The sequence below is a fragment of the Streptomyces sp. Q2 genome, from assembly GCF_056820935.1.
Map to the genome: position 1 here is coordinate 81,714 of NZ_JBXEJE010000020.1, position 15,164 is coordinate 96,877.

Sequence of the window (15,164 nt, forward strand, 5' to 3'; positions counted from 1 at the left end):
GAAAGGGGCTTCACGGATGCCTCAATCCTCTCAGACCACCGGGACCATGACGGTCCGGGTGTGTGACCGCGGCTCTGGCCGCGACTACGTCGGCGTCAGGATTCGCCGGGTCACCATCTCGGACCGCTGCCCGCAGTGCGGCGGCCCGCGCGGCGTCGACACGATCCGCAACCACAACTTCCACGAGGACGGCGACTGGCTGTCCGTGGACCGCTGGACTAACCCGTGCGGCCACGTCGACATGTACTCCGCCGTGCTGGCCGAGGCCCGCGCCGTACAGACGGGCGGTGCGTCATGACGGACCGTCTGTCGCCGCAGCGCAAAGCCGAGATCGCTGCCCGTGCCGAGCGGCGTATGGAGAAGTGCCGCAAGCGGGACCGGGTCAGCCTCGCCGACCTGGAGTTCATGAAGAACGACGTGCTGGAGCTCGCCGCCGAGCTGGCCGCGTACCGCGCCCTCGACCTCGGACACCCCGACGGCCGCGTCTCCGCATCCTGCGACAACCCCGAGCACCCCACCTGGCTCCGCGCTCCGGGCGACAACCGTGGCTGCCCCTGGTGCCGCATCGCCGAGCTGGAGAGCGATGGCCACCTGACCGTCGCCGATGTCGTCGCCTGGCTGATCAAGAAGGCTTGGGAGTATCCGACCGCATCGGCGCGCCAGGAGAAGGTATCGGACGCGATCGCACGGCTGGCGAGCAAGGTTTCGCGCGGCGCCATCCGGCCCGACAACCTGAACACCACGGCACAGCCGGACGAGATCGAATACGCCGTGCGGATGCCCGGCAGCAAGGACGTGTGGCCGCGCAAGGAGTTCCGCATCGGCCACTGGGAGAAGGTCCTTGCCGACGGCGGGGTCCTGATGCAGCGCACGATCGTGCGCACCCCGTGGGTTGAGGCGCCGAACCAGTGCCCCGGCTTCGAGGGCAACCCGGTAGCGCCGGACCTGTGCGCTGGCTGCGGTGAGTCCAGCGACGACCACGGCAAGGCGGTGGCGTCGTGACCAGCACGATGGAGTGGATCCGCCGCACCTACGACGTGCCCGCCCGGCACGGCATGCGCATCGAGTACGACGGCAAGCCCGCCACGATCGTCGGCACCCGCGGCCCGTACCTCGCCTTCCGCATCGACGGCGAGAAGCACATCGCGGCCGACCACCCGACGTTCCGCATCGTCTACCCGGCCGTGCCCGAGCCTGCCCGGCCGCGCGGCTGGTGCAAGCACTGCATGCAGGACCGGGCCATGACCGCAGACGGAGTGATGGGCCGCCACCACTGGAGTGGCCGCGACTACATGGGGTCCCGCACCTTCCGCTGGTCCAAGCCCTGCCCCGGTACCGGCAAGCCCCCGTGGAAGCCCGTCCGCAACCAGACCCACCCCGGCGAGCAGCGGGAGGTGTCCGCATGACCGCCGACGACGCCCTGGTCCGCGCCCGCGAGTTCATGGGTGGCGCGCTGCCGATGCCGTTGGGTTCCGACCGCTGCTACCGGCCGGCCCCGAAGCCCGAGGACGCCGAAACGCCGCTGGCCGTTCTGGAGCAGCAGCTCGCCGACCTCCGCGTCCACGCCCTGCAGCACCTCGCCGAGCGCGGCCTGACCCCCACCGGCGACCACTGGGAGCAGTGGCACGCCTTCCTCGACATCGACCCCGACCTGCGGGGCCGCAACTACCAGGAGGCGTTGTGACCGCTCGAATTGTCGGCGGCGTGACTGTCGGCCTCTCCGACGGCCCGATCCGTACCGCATACGACCGCAGCGAGATCGACGGCAGGCAGGCTGCCCGCCTCGTCATCGGCGAAGGCCGCGACCAGGTCTCCATCTACGTGACCGACTCCCCGGCGGAGACGCTCGCCCAGCTACAGGAGGCAGTCGCCGAACTCACAGTCTGGGTGCAGCGGCAGCAGATGCTGCACGGCCTGCCTGAGGTGGCGTGAGATGACCACCGACCTCGACGGAACCGTCATCAACCTCGACCGGGCTCTCACCGCCCTGGACGGCACGCGCTGGCTGTGGACGTTCGACCACACCGACGCCGGTGAGCCGCTCATGCTGCGGCTCGACGCCCGCAGCGCCGCAGTCCTGCCCCTGCCGGACGTGTACGCCAGCCGCGGCCCGCTCATCGCCGACCGTCAGCCCACCACCGCCGCCATGTACCGGCAAGTCCTGGAAGCGGCATGACCGCCCCGCCGGCTGTGGACACGGACTCGCTCGCCGAGATCTGCCGCCTCACCCGGCGGGTCACCGATCTGGAGCAGCAGGTGGCCGCCGCCCGAGAGCGCAACCACCAACTCCGCACCGCCCGCGACTTCGCCGACAGCGTCGCCGCCGGATACGTCACCCCACTGGAGGGGCCGTGAGTACTACCACCGCAGACACCGCCGTTCAGGCCGCGGATGTTCTCGACAAGGCCGCCGAGCACCTGCTGGAGGTTGGCCTCCACAAGGGCTACCTGTACGACGAGGAGCAGGCCCGGGAAGGTCTCGCCCTCACCCGCTGCAAGGTCGACGCGGTTGGTGCGATCCTCGCCGCCGCCTACGGGCTGCCCCGCTACCCGGCCACCGAACCGGTCACCAACGTCACCGACATCGCCCTCGGCGCGCTCGAAACGCAGGTCGGGGCGCCGCCGGTGATCTGGAACGACGCCACCGAACGCACCGTCGACGAGGTCTTCGATGCGCTCACCGCCACCGCGGCCCACCTTCGGGAATCGGCGTGATGCGCGGCACGGGCCGGCGCCGGGCCGGGGAGGACAACGTGCGGCTGCGGCAGCTGCTGCGGAATGTGACCGACGACCTCGTCTGGCATCGCCGCCGCCTCATGGCCGTCACCGCACGCTGCCGCGCGCTGAGGGCGCAGGCGGAGATCGCCGACGGGCAGCGGATCCTCGCCGAACAGCTCATCGCCCGCCAGACCGCCCAACTCATCGCCCTCGACACCGAGAACCAGCGACTGCGCCGCCAGGTGAAGGCCGCCTCCGACGACACCGTCGAAACGCCGATCGTCACCGCGGCCCGACTCGCGGGGGTGGCGTAGATGGCGATCTCTCTTCGAAGCGAGCCCATCGACTTCAAGGTCGGGGATCGCATCGTCGACAGCCGGTGCGGCGCCTCCGTTACCGGCACGGTCACCGCGGTCCGAGGCGGGTCCGTCTACTACCGCGACGGCTGCATGGGCTGCCGGGACGGCGCCCACCACCGCACGCAGGCCAACTTCTCCACCACCAGCAAGGCGTAGGCGCCAGGACTGGCGCCTACCCACAGGCCGGCCAGGCGGAAATCCGTCCCGCCACGGCCGGCGCCCAAGAAGAAGCCCCGAGCGCTAGAGACGCCCGGGGATCCGACACCAGCATCCCATGGAGGGATCCCGTGACCACCACAACATCCGCCGTCGAGCGGGTCGCCGCGATCCGCGCTGAGGCCGCAAGGCTCGGCGAGGACGTCACCGGCCTGACCGACACGGAGCTCCTGCTCCGCCAGATCGACCAGGCCTGGGCCGAGTCCCGCCGCCACGAAAACAACCACAGCAGCCTGCTGCAGGACCAGGTGAAGCGTGAACGCTCCACCCGCGCCGCGGCCCGCCGTGCAGCCGTCGAGGACCGCATCGCCTGGGCCGGCATGTACCTGGCCAACCTGGTCGGCCAGTCCGCGCACAACATCAACGCGGTCATCAACCGTGCGGCCGAACTCCCCGACGGGCGCGTGCCGGTCGAGCAGGCCCGCGAACTGAAGACTGCCGCCGAGCGGGCCAAGTGGATGATGTCCGGTCTCATCGGCCACCGGCAGGACCAGTTCGACAAGGCCCGACGCCAGAGCGAAGGCATCCAGCTGGTGGAGAAGCAGCGCGACGAGATCTGGCGGCTGCGTTCCTTCATCTCGGCGCAGGGCGAGCGGCTGCACGCCGAGTACGGCGGCAGCGGAACCCGCGAGAACGGCTGGCGCTGCGAGTGCACCGGCTGCGAGCTGATCCGCGCCATGGACGACGTGCCCGCCGAGCAGGTAGTCGAGCCCACCCCCACCCCTTCTACGGCCACGGCCGCCTGATCCCGCCAGGAGATTCCGATGCAGCAGGAACAGCTCGCCCTCTTCGGCGACAACGACGTGACCGGCAGCGGCCAGCTCTACCCGTGGCCGACCGTCGACGCGGAGCCCGAGCCCGAGACGCCGACCGTGAACCCTGACCAGCTCGCCTTCGACGACGAGATCGACAAGGACGCAGCCTGATGCGCCTCACCATCCCGCAGCCCGAGCTGGCTGCGGCGACGAAGTGGATCGAGCGCGGTCTGCCCACCAATCCGCTCTACCCCGTGATGATGACCATGCGGCTCCAGGCCACTGGTGGACGCCTGATCATCTCCGGCTGGGATGGCGACACCGCCCTCCATGCCGATCTGGACGCCGACGTCGAAGAAGAGGGCGTCGCCCTTCTGCCGGGGAAGTTCCTGAAGGGCGTCGTCGATGCCCTGCGCAAGAACGATCTGACGATCGAGTGCCGCAGGGGACAGGGAATTCTGACTGCCCCGGGAGTCCGGATCGACATCCGCCCCAGCGACGCCGGCCAGTGGCCGACGTTGCCCTCCGCCCCAGCGGTTGCCGGAACGGTGGACGGACCGGAGTTCATGCGGGCCTTCAGCCGGATCAAGCCCGCCTCGGTGAAGCCGAGCGAGGACGAGGTCAACGACCTCTCCGGGGTGGGCAGCGTGCGGCTGGTCGCCTCGGACGGCGAGCTCAGGATGGCGACCACCGACCGGTTCCGGGTCGGCCTGGAGGCCGTTGCCTGGGCGCCGGCCACTCAACTTGGGGACGCGTTCGCGCTCGTGCCGACCCAGGCGATCGAGCGAGTGCGGCCGTTCGCCAAGGGCCGGCTCACGCTCGCCCTCCCCGAGAACGGGGTGGGCACGGCCGGCCTGAGCGGAGAAGGGCACGAGGTCGTCACGAAGCTGTCGATCCCGAAGACCTTCCCGAACGTCGACCGCGCAGTACCGCAGAAGATCATGGCCAGCGCCCACCTGGAGGCGAGCGAGCTGATTGACGCGGTCCGCACTGTCTCGATGGTGAACACGAAGATCACGCGCCCGGTCTGGCTGCGCTTCGACGGCGAGAGCGTGGCCGTCTCGGCGAACGACCTGGACACGGCCGAGGTGCGGATCGACGCCCGACTGGACGGCGATGTCGGCGAGTTCGAGGTCCCATTTCGCGGCTATTTCCTGACCGACGGGCTCGCCCAGGTCGAAGGCGCCGTGCGGATCGACTTCAGCGGACCGAAGCATCCGGCCCTGCTCCAGGGCGCCGAGGGCGGCACCTTCCGGTACGTCGTCCTGCCGATCGGCGATCCCGGCAAGGCGTCCGCCGGCTGACCAACAACCACAGACCGCCGCGTCGAGCAGCCCTTCCCCCAAGGCGACTCCGCGGCACCCAGGGCGGCCCGCCCCCTCCCCCTCGGGCGGGCCGCCCCCACCAACCACACCCGAAAGCAGGTCTCATGAGCACCAGCAGCACCAGGAAGCCCGCAACTCCGCTGGCTTTCGTCGACACCGAAACGACGCACCTCGACCCGCGCTCCGGCGATGTCTGGGAGATCGCGGTCATCCGCCGCCGCATCGACGGAGTGGACAGCGAGTTCGTCTGGCAGGTCCGGCCCGACCTCACGACCGCAGACCCCGAGGCCCTGAAGATCGGCCGCTTCGAAGAGCGGTTCGCCATCCCTGACGGGTGGGACGCTCTTGAGTTCATTCCGTCCGGCCCGCCGATGCGGTCGCTGATCCCCGAGATGTTGTTCGACCTGCAAGAGGCGCTGTCCGGCGCGATCGTCGTCGGATCGAACCCCGGCTTCGATGTCGCGTTCCTGACCAAGCTGCTGCAGGCCCACGGCCGCAAGCTGCCCTGGCACTACCGGCCGATCGACATCGCCACCCTGGCCGCCGGCTACATCTACGGCAAGGACCGCGAGTTCATGCTGTGGAACGACCGCCCTTTCTCTTCCCATTGGGTATCGCGCGAGGTGGGCGTCGAACCGCCCACCAAGGAAGTTGCGCACACGGCTCTCGGCGACGCCCGCTGGGCCCGCGACGTGTACGACGCCGTCACCGGCAGCCGGGCCGACGCCCTGGATGATGCCGCGTGACCGCCACGGTCGAAGCGCCGGCCGAGGTCGAGCCGGGCGTGTACGACAACGTCGACGCCGAGATCTACCACGCCGACCCCGTGCCCGGCGGCAGCCTCTCATCAACCGGCGCCCGCAAGCTCGCTACGGAATGCCCAGCCGCCTTCAAGCACTGGCTCGACCACCCCGAGCCGAGCAAGAAGGAATTCGACTTCGGCACTGCCGCCCACAAGGTCGTCCTCGACGACGGGCCCGAACTCGTCCTCGTCGAGCGCGACATCTGGAACACGAACGAGGTCAAGGAGCAGGTCAGGAAGATCCGTGCCGCTAAGAAGATCCCGCTCAAGCAGCGCGACCTCGACAAGGTCCACGCCATGGCCAAGGCCTTGCGCGAACACCCCGAGGCCGCACAGCTACTGGAGCCCGGCAGCGGCATCGCCGAACGCACGATCATCTGGAACGACCGCGGAGTCTGGCGCCGCATCCGCATCGACTGGGCCCGCCACGACGGAACCCTCGTCGACTACAAATCCTGCCGCTCCGCCAACCCGTCGAAGCTGGCCAACCACCTCTTCGAATACGGCTATCACCAACAGCAGGAGTACTACCGCGACGGCGCCCTGGAGTTCGGGCTGACCGAGCTGGTCTGCCCGTTCAAGTTCATCTTCCAGGAGAAGGAACCGCCCTACCTGGTCTCGGTGATCGAGCTCGACTCGACCGCCTGCGGCATCGGCCGCCACCTCAACGAGGTCGCCCTCAACACCTACGCCCTCTGCCGCAAGAACGGCGAGTGGCCCGGCTACCTGCAGACCCCGCTCATCTCGCCGCCCGCCTGGCTTGAGCGCCAGTACCGCTAGGAGAACCCGCATGTCCCAGCTCGGCAAGCCCGTCCAGACCGGCCGTCAGTCTCAGCCGCAGACCGACGAGTACAGCGACAACCTGTTCACCTTCAGCCCGGCCACCAAGGACGGCGCCAAGGCCCGCATCTCCATCCAGGGTCCCTCCGGGTCCGGCAAGACGTGGACCGGCCTGTCCATTGCCAGCGGACTGGCGGACGGCGCGCGCTTCGCCGTCATCGACACCGAGCGCGGCGCCGCAGCCCTGTACGTCAACGACCTCGCAGCCCAGTTCGACATCCTCCCGATGCGCCGCTTCGACCCGCGCAACCTGCCCAAGGCGCTGGCCGCCGCAGCGCAGGCCGAGTACCCGGTCGTGATGGTCGACTCCCTGTCGCCCTTCTGGAACGGCCCGGAAGGAACCCTCGACCAGGTCGAAAAGGCCGCCAGCAAGTACGGCGGCAACAAGTTCGCCGGCTGGAAAGACGGCGGCGAGATCCAGACCGAAATGATCGAAGCGCTCATGGCCTACCCCGGCCACGTCGTCGTGACCATGCGCTCCTCGATCAAGTGGGTGCTCGAAGACAACGAGCGCGGCAAGAAGGAGCCCGTCAACAAGGGCATGCGCGCCGAGCAGCGCGAAGGCATCGAGTTCGAGTTCGGCGTCGCCACCGAGATGAACCAAGACAACCAGCTGCGCTTCATCAAGAGCCGCTGCCCCAGCTTCCGCGGCGTCCACCTCGACCAGCCCGACGGGGCCCGCGACATCGCCAAGCCGTACCTCGACTGGCTCCGCGACGGCGCCAAGGACATCGACGTCACCGCCTGGATCGACACGGCAAGCGACGAAGAAGCGACCGCCGAAGGGCTGCTGAAGCTCTACCGCGAAGTCGAAGCGGCCAGTGCGCTCGCCACCCCGCTCATGCACCCCCAGACCGGCCAGCCGACCAACCTCGGCGCCTTCATCAAGGAGCGCGGCATCGCGCTCAAGAACGCCCAGCAGTAGCCACCCCGTTCGGCGGCCGGCCGCACCCGTAATGCGGCCGGTCGCCACCAGCCAAGGACATCACAGCCTCAAGGAGCCCGCCATGGCCCGCAAGCTCACCCCCGCCGAACGTCTCGCCTCCGCCGAAAAGGATCTCCTGCTGGAGGAGATTGCCGACCAGTCCTCGTGGGACCAGTTCCTCGTCGAGCAGGCCGTCTTCCATTTCGGTCAGCGCCACGACGAGTGGAGTTGTAACGACCTCCGCGACGTCCTGCCCGAGCTGGGCCACGGCTTCCTCGGCGCCGCCATCAACGCCCTGCGCACCGGCGGGATCATCCAGCACGCCGGTCGCATGGTGCCGTCCACGCAGGCCAACACGCACGGACACCGCATCTCCTGCTGGCAACTCAGCAGCAAGGGCCGGCAGATCGCTGCCGCTCGCCGGGCCGCTCGGGCTGAGCGGAGGGCCGACGCATGATCCCACTGAGCCTCACACCCGAAGAGATGCAGATCGTCCGAGAACGTTTTATGGCGAAGGTCAATCGAGGCCCTACCTGCTGGACATGGAAGGGGTTCGCGCAGACGCCCGGAGGTCGCGGCCGGATGCGGATCAAGAACCAGACGTACTACGCCTATCGCGTCGCCTACGCCCTTGAGCACGGCTCTCTGCCGGAGAACCTCAACATCTGCCATCGCTGCGACAACCCGGCATGCGTGAGGCCGAGCCACCTGTTCGCCGGCACACAGGCCGACAACGTCTCCGACATGGCTGCGAAGGGGCGTGGCAAGACGACGCCTCGATACAGCACCGCGCACCACCTGGTCACCGTTACCGACGACCAAGTCGCGTGGGCCATCGCCGCCTATCGCAGTGGACAGATGACCCAGGCAGCCATAGGCGAAGTCCTCGGCGTAGCGCAGCAGACGGTGAGCGACTGGGTGCACAGGAGGGTCCGAAACACCACCGACAAGGGCCGCGCCATAGCCGCCAAGCGCCAGGCCGCCCGCGCCGAGCAGGCGGAGGCCGCGTGATGGACCGCCTCCAGCACATCAACGGCGCCTGGTACGCGCTCGCCGTCCTCGCCGCCGGCGCCTGCATGACCCTCTGGTCCCTCTACCGCGAAAGGGGACGGGGATGAGCCCGATCGCCGACTGGTACCTCAACCAGCTCGCCACCCACGGCGTGGCCACCGTCCTCGCCGTACAGGGCACCGCACTCGCCGTCGTCTGGGGCGGCGCCTGGGCCGCCGTCGACGCCATCGAGAAGCGGCAACGCGCCCGTCGCAACCACCGACTCGAACTCCGCTTCAACCACCCCGGCGTCCGCGCCCACCACCTCGCCGCCCGAAAGGAGAACCGGCCGTGACCACCGCCGTCCGTGAAGCCCCCCACCACCACAAGCTCACCTGCTACACCGACTACGGCTGCCGGCTGCCGGCCTGCCGGGAGCGGTACAACGCCTGGCATCGCGAACGACGCAGCGCTCACGCAGCCAATGTCTGGGGCAACCTCGTCGACGCCGAACCGGTCCGCCAGCACATCGTCTGGCTGCAGTCCGAGGGCCTCACCCTCTACAAGATCGCCTACACCACCGGTTTGCCCCGGCAGGAACTCCGCGACTTCCTGGGCCCCACGCCCGGCAAGAAGCGGGGGAAGCGGCAGCGCACCAACCCTGAAACCGCCGCGAAGATCCTGGCCGTCACGCCGGACAACTGCCACAGCGGCACGGTCTCGGCAGTCGGCACCCAGCGCCGCATCCAGGCGCTCGCCGCCGCCGGCTGGCCCGTAAGGCGCGTCGCCGCCGAAGCCGGGATCAACGCCACCGACGCCACCCGGATCCTGCGACGCAAGGTCGTCCTCGCCACCACGGCCGCAGTCGTAGCCAGTGCCTACGAACGGCTCGCAGTAAAGAAGCCGGCCAGGGCCGGAGTCGCCCCGTCGATCGTCAAGCGCACCCGCAACTGGGCGGCAAAGGGCAACTGGCCCGACCCGAAGTACTGGGCCACTCGCATGGACGCCATCGACGACCCGCACTTCGAGCCTCTGTACGGCATCACCCGCCGCGAGCTGGTCGCCCAGGACGCGAACTGGATCATGCGGACCACCGGCCTCGACAAGACGGCCGCCGCCGACCGCCTCGGCGTCGACAAGAGCTACATCGAACACGCCTTCCGCGACCATCCCCAATACGCGCTGGAGGTGGCGGCGTGAGGAAGATGCTCCTCGACCTCTACTGCTGCCAGGGTGGGGCCACCAAGGGCTACGGCGACGCCGGTTTCAAGGTGACCGGCGTCGACAAGGACCCGCAGCCCCGCTACTGCGGCGACGCCTTCCATCAGGCAGACGCCGTCCGCTTCGTCCTCGACCGGCTCGACTGGATCCGGCGCGAGTTCGACTTCATCCACGCCAGCCCGCCCTGCCAGTTCGACTCCGACTGCCAGCGCATCATGCGCAACGACCACCCCGACCTCATCGAACCCACCCGCGAAGCCCTCGAACTCACCGGACTGCCCTACGTGATCGAGAACGTCAGCGGGGCCCTGCCCAAGCTGAAGCAGCCGGTCGAGCTGTGCGGGCTGATGTTCGGTATGAGCCGCACATACCGGCACCGCTACTTCGAAGCCGGCGGCGGCTGGACCCTCCCGCAACCGGACCACCCGGAACACACGGCACCCCAGGTCAAGATGGGACGCCCCGCCCGCGACGGCGAAGTCATCCAGGCCATCGGCAACTTCTCCGGCGTCGGCATCGTGCGCGCCGAATGGGACGTGCCGTGGATGAACCGCGACGGCATCCGCGAAGCCATCCCCCCGGCCTACTCCCGCTATATCGCCGAGCAGTTCCTTGCCTGGCGACGGCAGGAGGTGGCCGCGTGAGCGCCGACGCCTACCTGATCATCCTCTGCGATCAGTCCGGCTGCGAGCGACCCGAAGGGCACTGGCCAGTCCGGTTCGAACCGCACACGCATCGGGAGCTGCGCCGACTCCTCGAGGAAGACCGCGGCTGGCGACGCACCCGAGACGGCCGCGACCTCTGCCCCGACCACGCCAGCCAGAAGCCCGCCTAGCCCGCATACGACAACGGCCCCGCACACGCGGGGCCGAGGAGGAGGAGACGTGACGTCAGTCGTCGGAGTCGGAGTCGGTGCGCTTCGTGGACGTGCGCCGAACGACGATCTTGCGCTTCGGGCGGTCCTCAAGGTCGTCCACTTCGAGGACGCGCTCCTCGCCGAGAGCTTCCAGGGCGCGCTCGTAGAAGTCCATGCCTACCAGGACGGCGACGCGCTTGCCGCGGGACGTCAGGACGGTCGTCTCGTCGTAGTAGCGGGCCTTCTCGATCGCTTCGGCGAGCGAGTTGCGGAAGTCCGCGATCTTCTCCTGGCTCTCCTTCTTCGTAGCGCTCATGTCGGGAGTGTACCTCATGACCATGGTGTACATGAGCGCGATGACCGCTATGATGTACACGAACAAGGGATCCGTTGGGCCAACTTTCTCCGCGAAAGCTCCAGCCCAATTCGTCACGCGTCACAAGTTCGCTTCCAAAACGAGGGACAAATGGCCGTCTCAAAGCGCCTCCGGTACGAAATCCTCCGGCGGGACAACCACGCCTGCCGCTACTGCGGCGCCACCGCTCCCGGGGCGAAGCTCAACGTCGACCACGTCATCCCGCAGGCCCTCGGCGGCAGCGACAAGCCGACCAACCTCGTCACCTCATGCGCCGACTGCAACGCCGGCAAGACCAGCAGCATGCCCAACGCCGAACCCGTCGCCGACGTCGACCAGGAAGCGTTCCGTCATGCCGCGCAGGTGAAGGACGACGAGAAACAGCGGCACGACACCATCGCCATCCACCTCTGCATGGTGTGGGAGTGGGCTCACGAGAAGACGGGCCGCACTCCATCGCAGCAGGACAAACGCTGGTTCATGGAGGAGACCTACAAGGTCCTCGCCTGCGGCTACTCGGGGCAGGTCGACCTCACCGAGCCCGCCTACAAGGCCGGGCTCCAGAACGCGCTGGACCTTCAGTCGTACATCGAACTGCCATGGAGGGAGGCCTCCACGGTCGACGGGCGCTTCCTCGCCACGCTCGATGCGATAGAGGCCTGGTCGAACGCCTGGAACCAAGCCGCGGAAGACCGTGACCCCTACCTGCGTGAAACGAGGGCGGTCGTCTCGGCCGTTCACAGACTGCTGGACGAAGGCCGGGCGCGCACTGACGTCACCTACGCCGCCCACCGTGCTGGCAGCGAGCTCCGGTTGGACGTCGAAAGCTTCCTGGATTCCGCTCCGGAGACGAGCAGGGGCGGGGTCATCTGATGCCGTGGGTCAAGCTCGACGACCGCTTCCCTTCCCACCGGAAGATCGCGCTGTTGTCCGACCGGGCGTTCCGGCTGCACGTCTCCGCCATGTGCTGGTGCGCCGAGAACCTGACGGACGGGCACATCAGCGACCGTGAGCTGGCGCTGGTGGCGAACGTCCGTGGCGTCAAGGCGACCGCTAAGCAGCTCGAAGAGGCCGGCCTATGGGACCGCGTCGACGGCGGCTGGGTCGTCCACGACTACCTCGATTACAACCCGAGCCGCGACCAGGTGCTTGCCGAGCGGAAGAAGAACGCCGAGCGGCAGGAGCGGTTCCGTCAGCGCAAGGGCGGCAAGCCGACACCCCCGTCTAACGGTTCGAGTAACGGCGGCAGTAACGGCGTTACTCACGGCGGGAAAACGCAGCCCGACGACACGACGGCGACACGAACGCAGCACGACGGCGACACGACGGCGACACGAAAAGGTTCAGCTTCACGGGGAAACGCGCAGGTCGAAGCGATTCGTAACGGCGTGACTAACGAGGTCCCGGCCCGGCCCGTCCCGTCAGTACCTACTGACGTAGGTACTGCTGCTAGCTGGGCAGCACGCAAAAACGGCTTCCCCGACGCTCTCCAACCGCTCGCCGAAGGACTGGCGGCAGCCGACCTCGGAGCGGTCGCTTGGGACATCCGCAAGTTCACCGACTGGGAGCGCATCCGCATCCAGGTCGAACGCCTCGGAGTCGACGTCATGGTCCGCTCCGCCGCCACCGCCGCACAGCAGCGCGGAGAGCCGGACAGCGTCACCGCCTGGATCGGCCGATGGGAATCCCTGCCCGATCCGCAGCCGACCGGCCGCGCCAGCCACCTCCGCGCCGTTCCCGGCGGCTGGACCGGCCCGAACCGCCCGCACCCCGCCACCGGTGCCGCTGCGCCCACTCCGACCGCCGACGAATACAAGAACGCGAGGCCCTTCTGATGACCTCTGCCGAAGAGCGGCGCGCCCGCCACGACGCCGCCCAAGCCGCGGCTCGCGCCGAGATCCGCGCGCAGACTCTCGACCGCTACCTGGTCCGCCGCCCGAAGTCCTTCACCGAGGACCATCCCGTCCGGCCCGAGATCGAGAAGTGGATCAGCGACTTCCTCGCCGGCTCCCACGCCTCACTGCTGCTGCTGGGCGAACCGGGCACCGGGAAGACCTGGCACCTGTGGAAGGTCGGCGAACTACTGATCCGCCGCGGCTGGTTCGGCCGCTACTACCTGGTCTCCGACTTCGAGTTCAAGGCTGCCGCGGACCGGCCCGTCAATCACGAGCGGATGCAGACCTGGCGTGAGGCCCCACTGATCGCCCTCGACGACCTGGGCGCCACGCAGCTGTACCCGTGGACGGTCGACGCGATCGCCCAACTGATCGATGCCCGCTGGCAAAACCAGCTGCCCACGTTGATCTCCACCAACCTGCCGACCCTCGAGCCGCTCGGCCCGCGCACTCAGTCCCGTTTCGCCGACGGCGGATCCACCTTCGCCACCTTCACCGGCACCGACTTCAGGAAGGCCTCATGACCCACGACGACGAGTTCCCGGCCGACGATGCATTCGACGGCAGTCCGGCCGCGCAGCCGCCGCCGTTCGACTTGGACGCCGAGAAGGCAGTCCTCGGCTCGATGATCCTCTCCGGCAACGCGCTCGAGGAGGTTGTCGAGATCCTTGAGCCGGAGCACTTCTACCGTCCCGGCCACGAGGCGATCTACCGGGCGCTCGTAGACCTCCACAACGAAGGTGCCGCACACGACCAGATCGCCCTCACCAACCGGCTCGAGCGGGACGGCGACCTGACCCGCTGCGGCGGCCACGGCTACCCGTTCGCCCTCGTGCAGGCCGTGCCCACGGTCGCCCACGCCGAGTACTACGCCGGCGTCATCCGCGAGAAGGCCGTCCTGCGGAAGATCCTCGCCGCCGGGAACGGTATGGCTCAGGGTGTCCACAGTCGCGAGCGTTCGCCTGACGAGATCATCCAGGACGCTTACGACACCCTCGAAGGGCTCGCCGGCCTCACCGACACCGGCGACGAAGACCTGTCCATCGGCATCGACATCATGGACACCGTCGCCGAAGTCGTCGACATCCGCGAACACGGGCCCAAGCTCGGGCTCCTCACCGGGTTCCTCGACTTCGACGCCCTCACCGGCGGCCTCCTGCCCGGCCAGTTCATCCTCATCGCGGCGCGTCCCGCTATGGGCAAGTCGGTGCTCGCGGGGGATTTTGCCCGCTACACGGCGATCCGCAACGACGTCCCCACGGCGTTCTTCTCCCTCGAGATGGGCCGCAAGGAACTCGAGAAGCGGTTCCTGTCCGCGCACGCCACGTACCCGCTGCACTGGATGAAGGCCAAGGGCCCGATCGATGACGGCAAGGTCATGGACTTGGTCGAGGCCGGCAAGGACATGCAGTCGTCGCCGCTGTTCATCGTCGCCGACACCGGCATCACCCTCGCGAAGATCCGATCGCACTGCCGTCGCGTACAGCGCCAGCACGGTCTCGGCCTCGTCGTCATCGACTACCTGCAGCTCATGAGCGGCGAGACGACCGGCCGCAACGACAACCGGCAGCAAGAGGTCTCCCGGATCAGCCGCGGCCTCAAAACCCTCGCCATGGACCTCGGCGTGCCTGTCGTCGCCCTGTCCCAGCTCAACCGCGGGCCTGAGCAGCGGCAGGACAAGAAGCCGATGGTCTCCGACCTCCGCGAGTCCGGATCGCTCGAGCAGGACGCCGACATCGTCATCCTCCTCCACCGCGAGGACGCCTACGACAAGGAATCCCCGCGCGCCGGCGAAGCCGATCTCATCGTCGCCAAGCACCGCAACGGCCCGACGGCCACGATCACCGTCGCCTTCCAAGGGCATTACGCCCGATTCGTGGACATGGCCCAGACCTGACCCGAAAGGAG

27 protein-coding genes are annotated in these 15,164 nt (G+C 68.5%); 26 read left to right on the forward strand and 1 reads right to left on the reverse strand.

Annotated features, from left to right (window positions below):
- The first annotated feature begins 16 nt into the window (after positions 1–16).
- From ACWBNA_RS22750 to ACWBNA_RS22855, 22 genes are all read left to right on the forward strand, one after another.
- Entirely contained in the window at positions 17–298 is a 282-nt protein-coding gene (locus tag ACWBNA_RS22750) for a hypothetical protein (protein WP_482706298.1), read from the forward strand.
- Entirely contained in the window at positions 295–1,002 is a 708-nt protein-coding gene (locus tag ACWBNA_RS22755; RefSeq protein WP_482706299.1) for a hypothetical protein, read from the forward strand. Before ACWBNA_RS22750 ends, ACWBNA_RS22755 begins: the two co-directional genes overlap by 4 nt.
- Positions 999–1,406 carry a hypothetical protein gene (locus ACWBNA_RS22760; RefSeq protein ID WP_482706300.1) on the forward strand — a complete coding sequence of 136 codons (408 nt, stop codon included), beginning with the start codon at positions 999–1,001 and terminating at the stop codon, positions 1,404–1,406. The genes ACWBNA_RS22755 and ACWBNA_RS22760 overlap by 4 nt, the downstream gene beginning before the upstream one ends.
- Positions 1,403–1,684 carry a hypothetical protein gene (locus ACWBNA_RS22765; RefSeq protein WP_482706301.1) on the forward strand — a complete coding sequence of 94 codons (282 nt, stop codon included), beginning with the start codon at positions 1,403–1,405 and terminating at the stop codon, positions 1,682–1,684. The genes ACWBNA_RS22760 and ACWBNA_RS22765 overlap by 4 nt, the downstream gene beginning before the upstream one ends.
- The gene (locus tag ACWBNA_RS22770; RefSeq protein ID WP_482706302.1) at positions 1,681–1,932 is read left to right on the forward strand and encodes a hypothetical protein; all 252 of its coding nucleotides are present in this window, start codon (positions 1,681–1,683) and stop codon (positions 1,930–1,932) included. Before ACWBNA_RS22765 ends, ACWBNA_RS22770 begins: the two co-directional genes overlap by 4 nt.
- A 1-nt stretch (position 1,933) precedes the next feature.
- Positions 1,934–2,176, forward strand: coding sequence for a phiSA1p31-related protein (locus ACWBNA_RS22775; RefSeq protein WP_482706303.1), 243 nt, complete (start codon positions 1,934–1,936; stop codon positions 2,174–2,176).
- A complete protein-coding gene (locus tag ACWBNA_RS22780; protein ID WP_482706304.1) occupies positions 2,173–2,355 on the forward strand; it encodes a hypothetical protein in 183 nt (60 codons plus the stop codon). Before ACWBNA_RS22775 ends, ACWBNA_RS22780 begins: the two co-directional genes overlap by 4 nt.
- The gene (locus ACWBNA_RS22785; RefSeq protein ID WP_482706305.1) at positions 2,352–2,714 is read left to right on the forward strand and encodes a DUF6197 family protein; all 363 of its coding nucleotides are present in this window, start codon (positions 2,352–2,354) and stop codon (positions 2,712–2,714) included. Before ACWBNA_RS22780 ends, ACWBNA_RS22785 begins: the two co-directional genes overlap by 4 nt.
- Positions 2,714–3,031, forward strand: a complete 318-nt coding sequence (locus tag ACWBNA_RS22790) for a hypothetical protein (protein WP_482706306.1) — start codon at positions 2,714–2,716, stop codon at positions 3,029–3,031. The genes ACWBNA_RS22785 and ACWBNA_RS22790 overlap by 1 nt, the downstream gene beginning before the upstream one ends.
- Positions 3,032–3,232, forward strand: a complete 201-nt coding sequence (locus ACWBNA_RS22795; RefSeq protein ID WP_482706307.1) for a hypothetical protein — start codon at positions 3,032–3,034, stop codon at positions 3,230–3,232.
- Between the two features lie 131 nt (positions 3,233–3,363).
- The gene (locus ACWBNA_RS22800; RefSeq protein ID WP_482706308.1) at positions 3,364–4,038 is read left to right on the forward strand and encodes a hypothetical protein; all 675 of its coding nucleotides are present in this window, start codon (positions 3,364–3,366) and stop codon (positions 4,036–4,038) included.
- A gap of 18 nt (positions 4,039–4,056) precedes the next feature.
- Positions 4,057–4,218, forward strand: coding sequence for a hypothetical protein (locus tag ACWBNA_RS22805; RefSeq protein WP_482706309.1), 162 nt, complete (start codon positions 4,057–4,059; stop codon positions 4,216–4,218).
- Positions 4,218–5,351: a DNA polymerase III subunit beta gene (locus ACWBNA_RS22810; RefSeq protein ID WP_482706310.1), complete on the forward strand. Its 1,134-nt coding sequence runs from the start codon at positions 4,218–4,220 to the stop codon at positions 5,349–5,351. Before ACWBNA_RS22805 ends, ACWBNA_RS22810 begins: the two co-directional genes overlap by 1 nt.
- 125 nt (positions 5,352–5,476) lie before the next feature.
- On the forward strand, positions 5,477–6,118 hold the full coding sequence (locus ACWBNA_RS22815; RefSeq protein ID WP_482706311.1) for a 3'-5' exonuclease: 642 nt from the start codon (positions 5,477–5,479) through the stop codon (positions 6,116–6,118).
- Positions 6,115–6,954 carry a PD-(D/E)XK nuclease-like domain-containing protein gene (locus ACWBNA_RS22820; RefSeq protein WP_482706312.1) on the forward strand — a complete coding sequence of 280 codons (840 nt, stop codon included), beginning with the start codon at positions 6,115–6,117 and terminating at the stop codon, positions 6,952–6,954. The genes ACWBNA_RS22815 and ACWBNA_RS22820 overlap by 4 nt, the downstream gene beginning before the upstream one ends.
- Positions 6,955–6,964: 10 nt before the next feature.
- A complete protein-coding gene (locus ACWBNA_RS22825) occupies positions 6,965–7,939 on the forward strand; it encodes an AAA family ATPase (RefSeq protein WP_482706313.1) in 975 nt (324 codons plus the stop codon).
- An 82-nt stretch (positions 7,940–8,021) separates the two neighbouring features.
- Positions 8,022–8,396, forward strand: a complete 375-nt coding sequence (locus ACWBNA_RS22830; protein WP_482706314.1) for a hypothetical protein — start codon at positions 8,022–8,024, stop codon at positions 8,394–8,396.
- Positions 8,393–8,950, forward strand: coding sequence for an HNH endonuclease (locus ACWBNA_RS22835; RefSeq protein WP_482706315.1), 558 nt, complete (start codon positions 8,393–8,395; stop codon positions 8,948–8,950). The genes ACWBNA_RS22830 and ACWBNA_RS22835 overlap by 4 nt, the downstream gene beginning before the upstream one ends.
- A 103-nt stretch (positions 8,951–9,053) precedes the next feature.
- Complete coding sequence (locus ACWBNA_RS22840; protein ID WP_482706316.1) at positions 9,054–9,284, forward strand: hypothetical protein; 231 nt, start codon at positions 9,054–9,056, stop codon at positions 9,282–9,284.
- Positions 9,281–10,129, forward strand: a complete 849-nt coding sequence (locus ACWBNA_RS22845) for a hypothetical protein (protein WP_482706317.1) — start codon at positions 9,281–9,283, stop codon at positions 10,127–10,129. The genes ACWBNA_RS22840 and ACWBNA_RS22845 overlap by 4 nt, the downstream gene beginning before the upstream one ends.
- A gap of 5 nt (positions 10,130–10,134) precedes the next feature.
- Positions 10,135–10,794: an SAM-dependent methyltransferase gene (locus ACWBNA_RS22850; protein ID WP_482706492.1), complete on the forward strand. Its 660-nt coding sequence runs from the start codon at positions 10,135–10,137 to the stop codon at positions 10,792–10,794.
- Positions 10,791–10,985: a hypothetical protein gene (locus ACWBNA_RS22855; protein ID WP_482706318.1), complete on the forward strand. Its 195-nt coding sequence runs from the start codon at positions 10,791–10,793 to the stop codon at positions 10,983–10,985. Before ACWBNA_RS22850 ends, ACWBNA_RS22855 begins: the two co-directional genes overlap by 4 nt.
- 55 nt (positions 10,986–11,040) lie before the next feature.
- Here the strand turns inward: ACWBNA_RS22855 and ACWBNA_RS22860 are convergent, their stop codons facing one another.
- Complete coding sequence (locus tag ACWBNA_RS22860; protein ID WP_482706319.1) at positions 11,041–11,322, reverse strand: type II toxin-antitoxin system prevent-host-death family antitoxin; 282 nt, start codon at positions 11,320–11,322, stop codon at positions 11,041–11,043.
- A 150-nt stretch (positions 11,323–11,472) separates the two neighbouring features.
- Between ACWBNA_RS22860 and ACWBNA_RS22865 the strand changes: the two genes are divergently transcribed.
- From ACWBNA_RS22865 to dnaB, 4 genes are read left to right on the forward strand one after another with little or no spacing between them, the layout of a single operon-like run.
- Positions 11,473–12,234 carry an HNH endonuclease gene (locus ACWBNA_RS22865; protein WP_482706320.1) on the forward strand — a complete coding sequence of 254 codons (762 nt, stop codon included), beginning with the start codon at positions 11,473–11,475 and terminating at the stop codon, positions 12,232–12,234.
- A gap of 53 nt (positions 12,235–12,287) precedes the next feature.
- Positions 12,288–13,196, forward strand: coding sequence for a hypothetical protein (locus tag ACWBNA_RS22870; protein WP_482706321.1), 909 nt, complete (start codon positions 12,288–12,290; stop codon positions 13,194–13,196).
- A complete protein-coding gene (locus ACWBNA_RS22875; RefSeq protein WP_482706322.1) occupies positions 13,196–13,780 on the forward strand; it encodes an ATP-binding protein in 585 nt (194 codons plus the stop codon). Before ACWBNA_RS22870 ends, ACWBNA_RS22875 begins: the two co-directional genes overlap by 1 nt.
- Entirely contained in the window at positions 13,777–15,153 is a 1,377-nt protein-coding gene (gene dnaB, locus ACWBNA_RS22880) for a replicative DNA helicase (protein ID WP_482706323.1), read from the forward strand. Before ACWBNA_RS22875 ends, dnaB begins: the two co-directional genes overlap by 4 nt.
- The last annotated feature ends 11 nt before the right edge of the window (positions 15,154–15,164 follow it).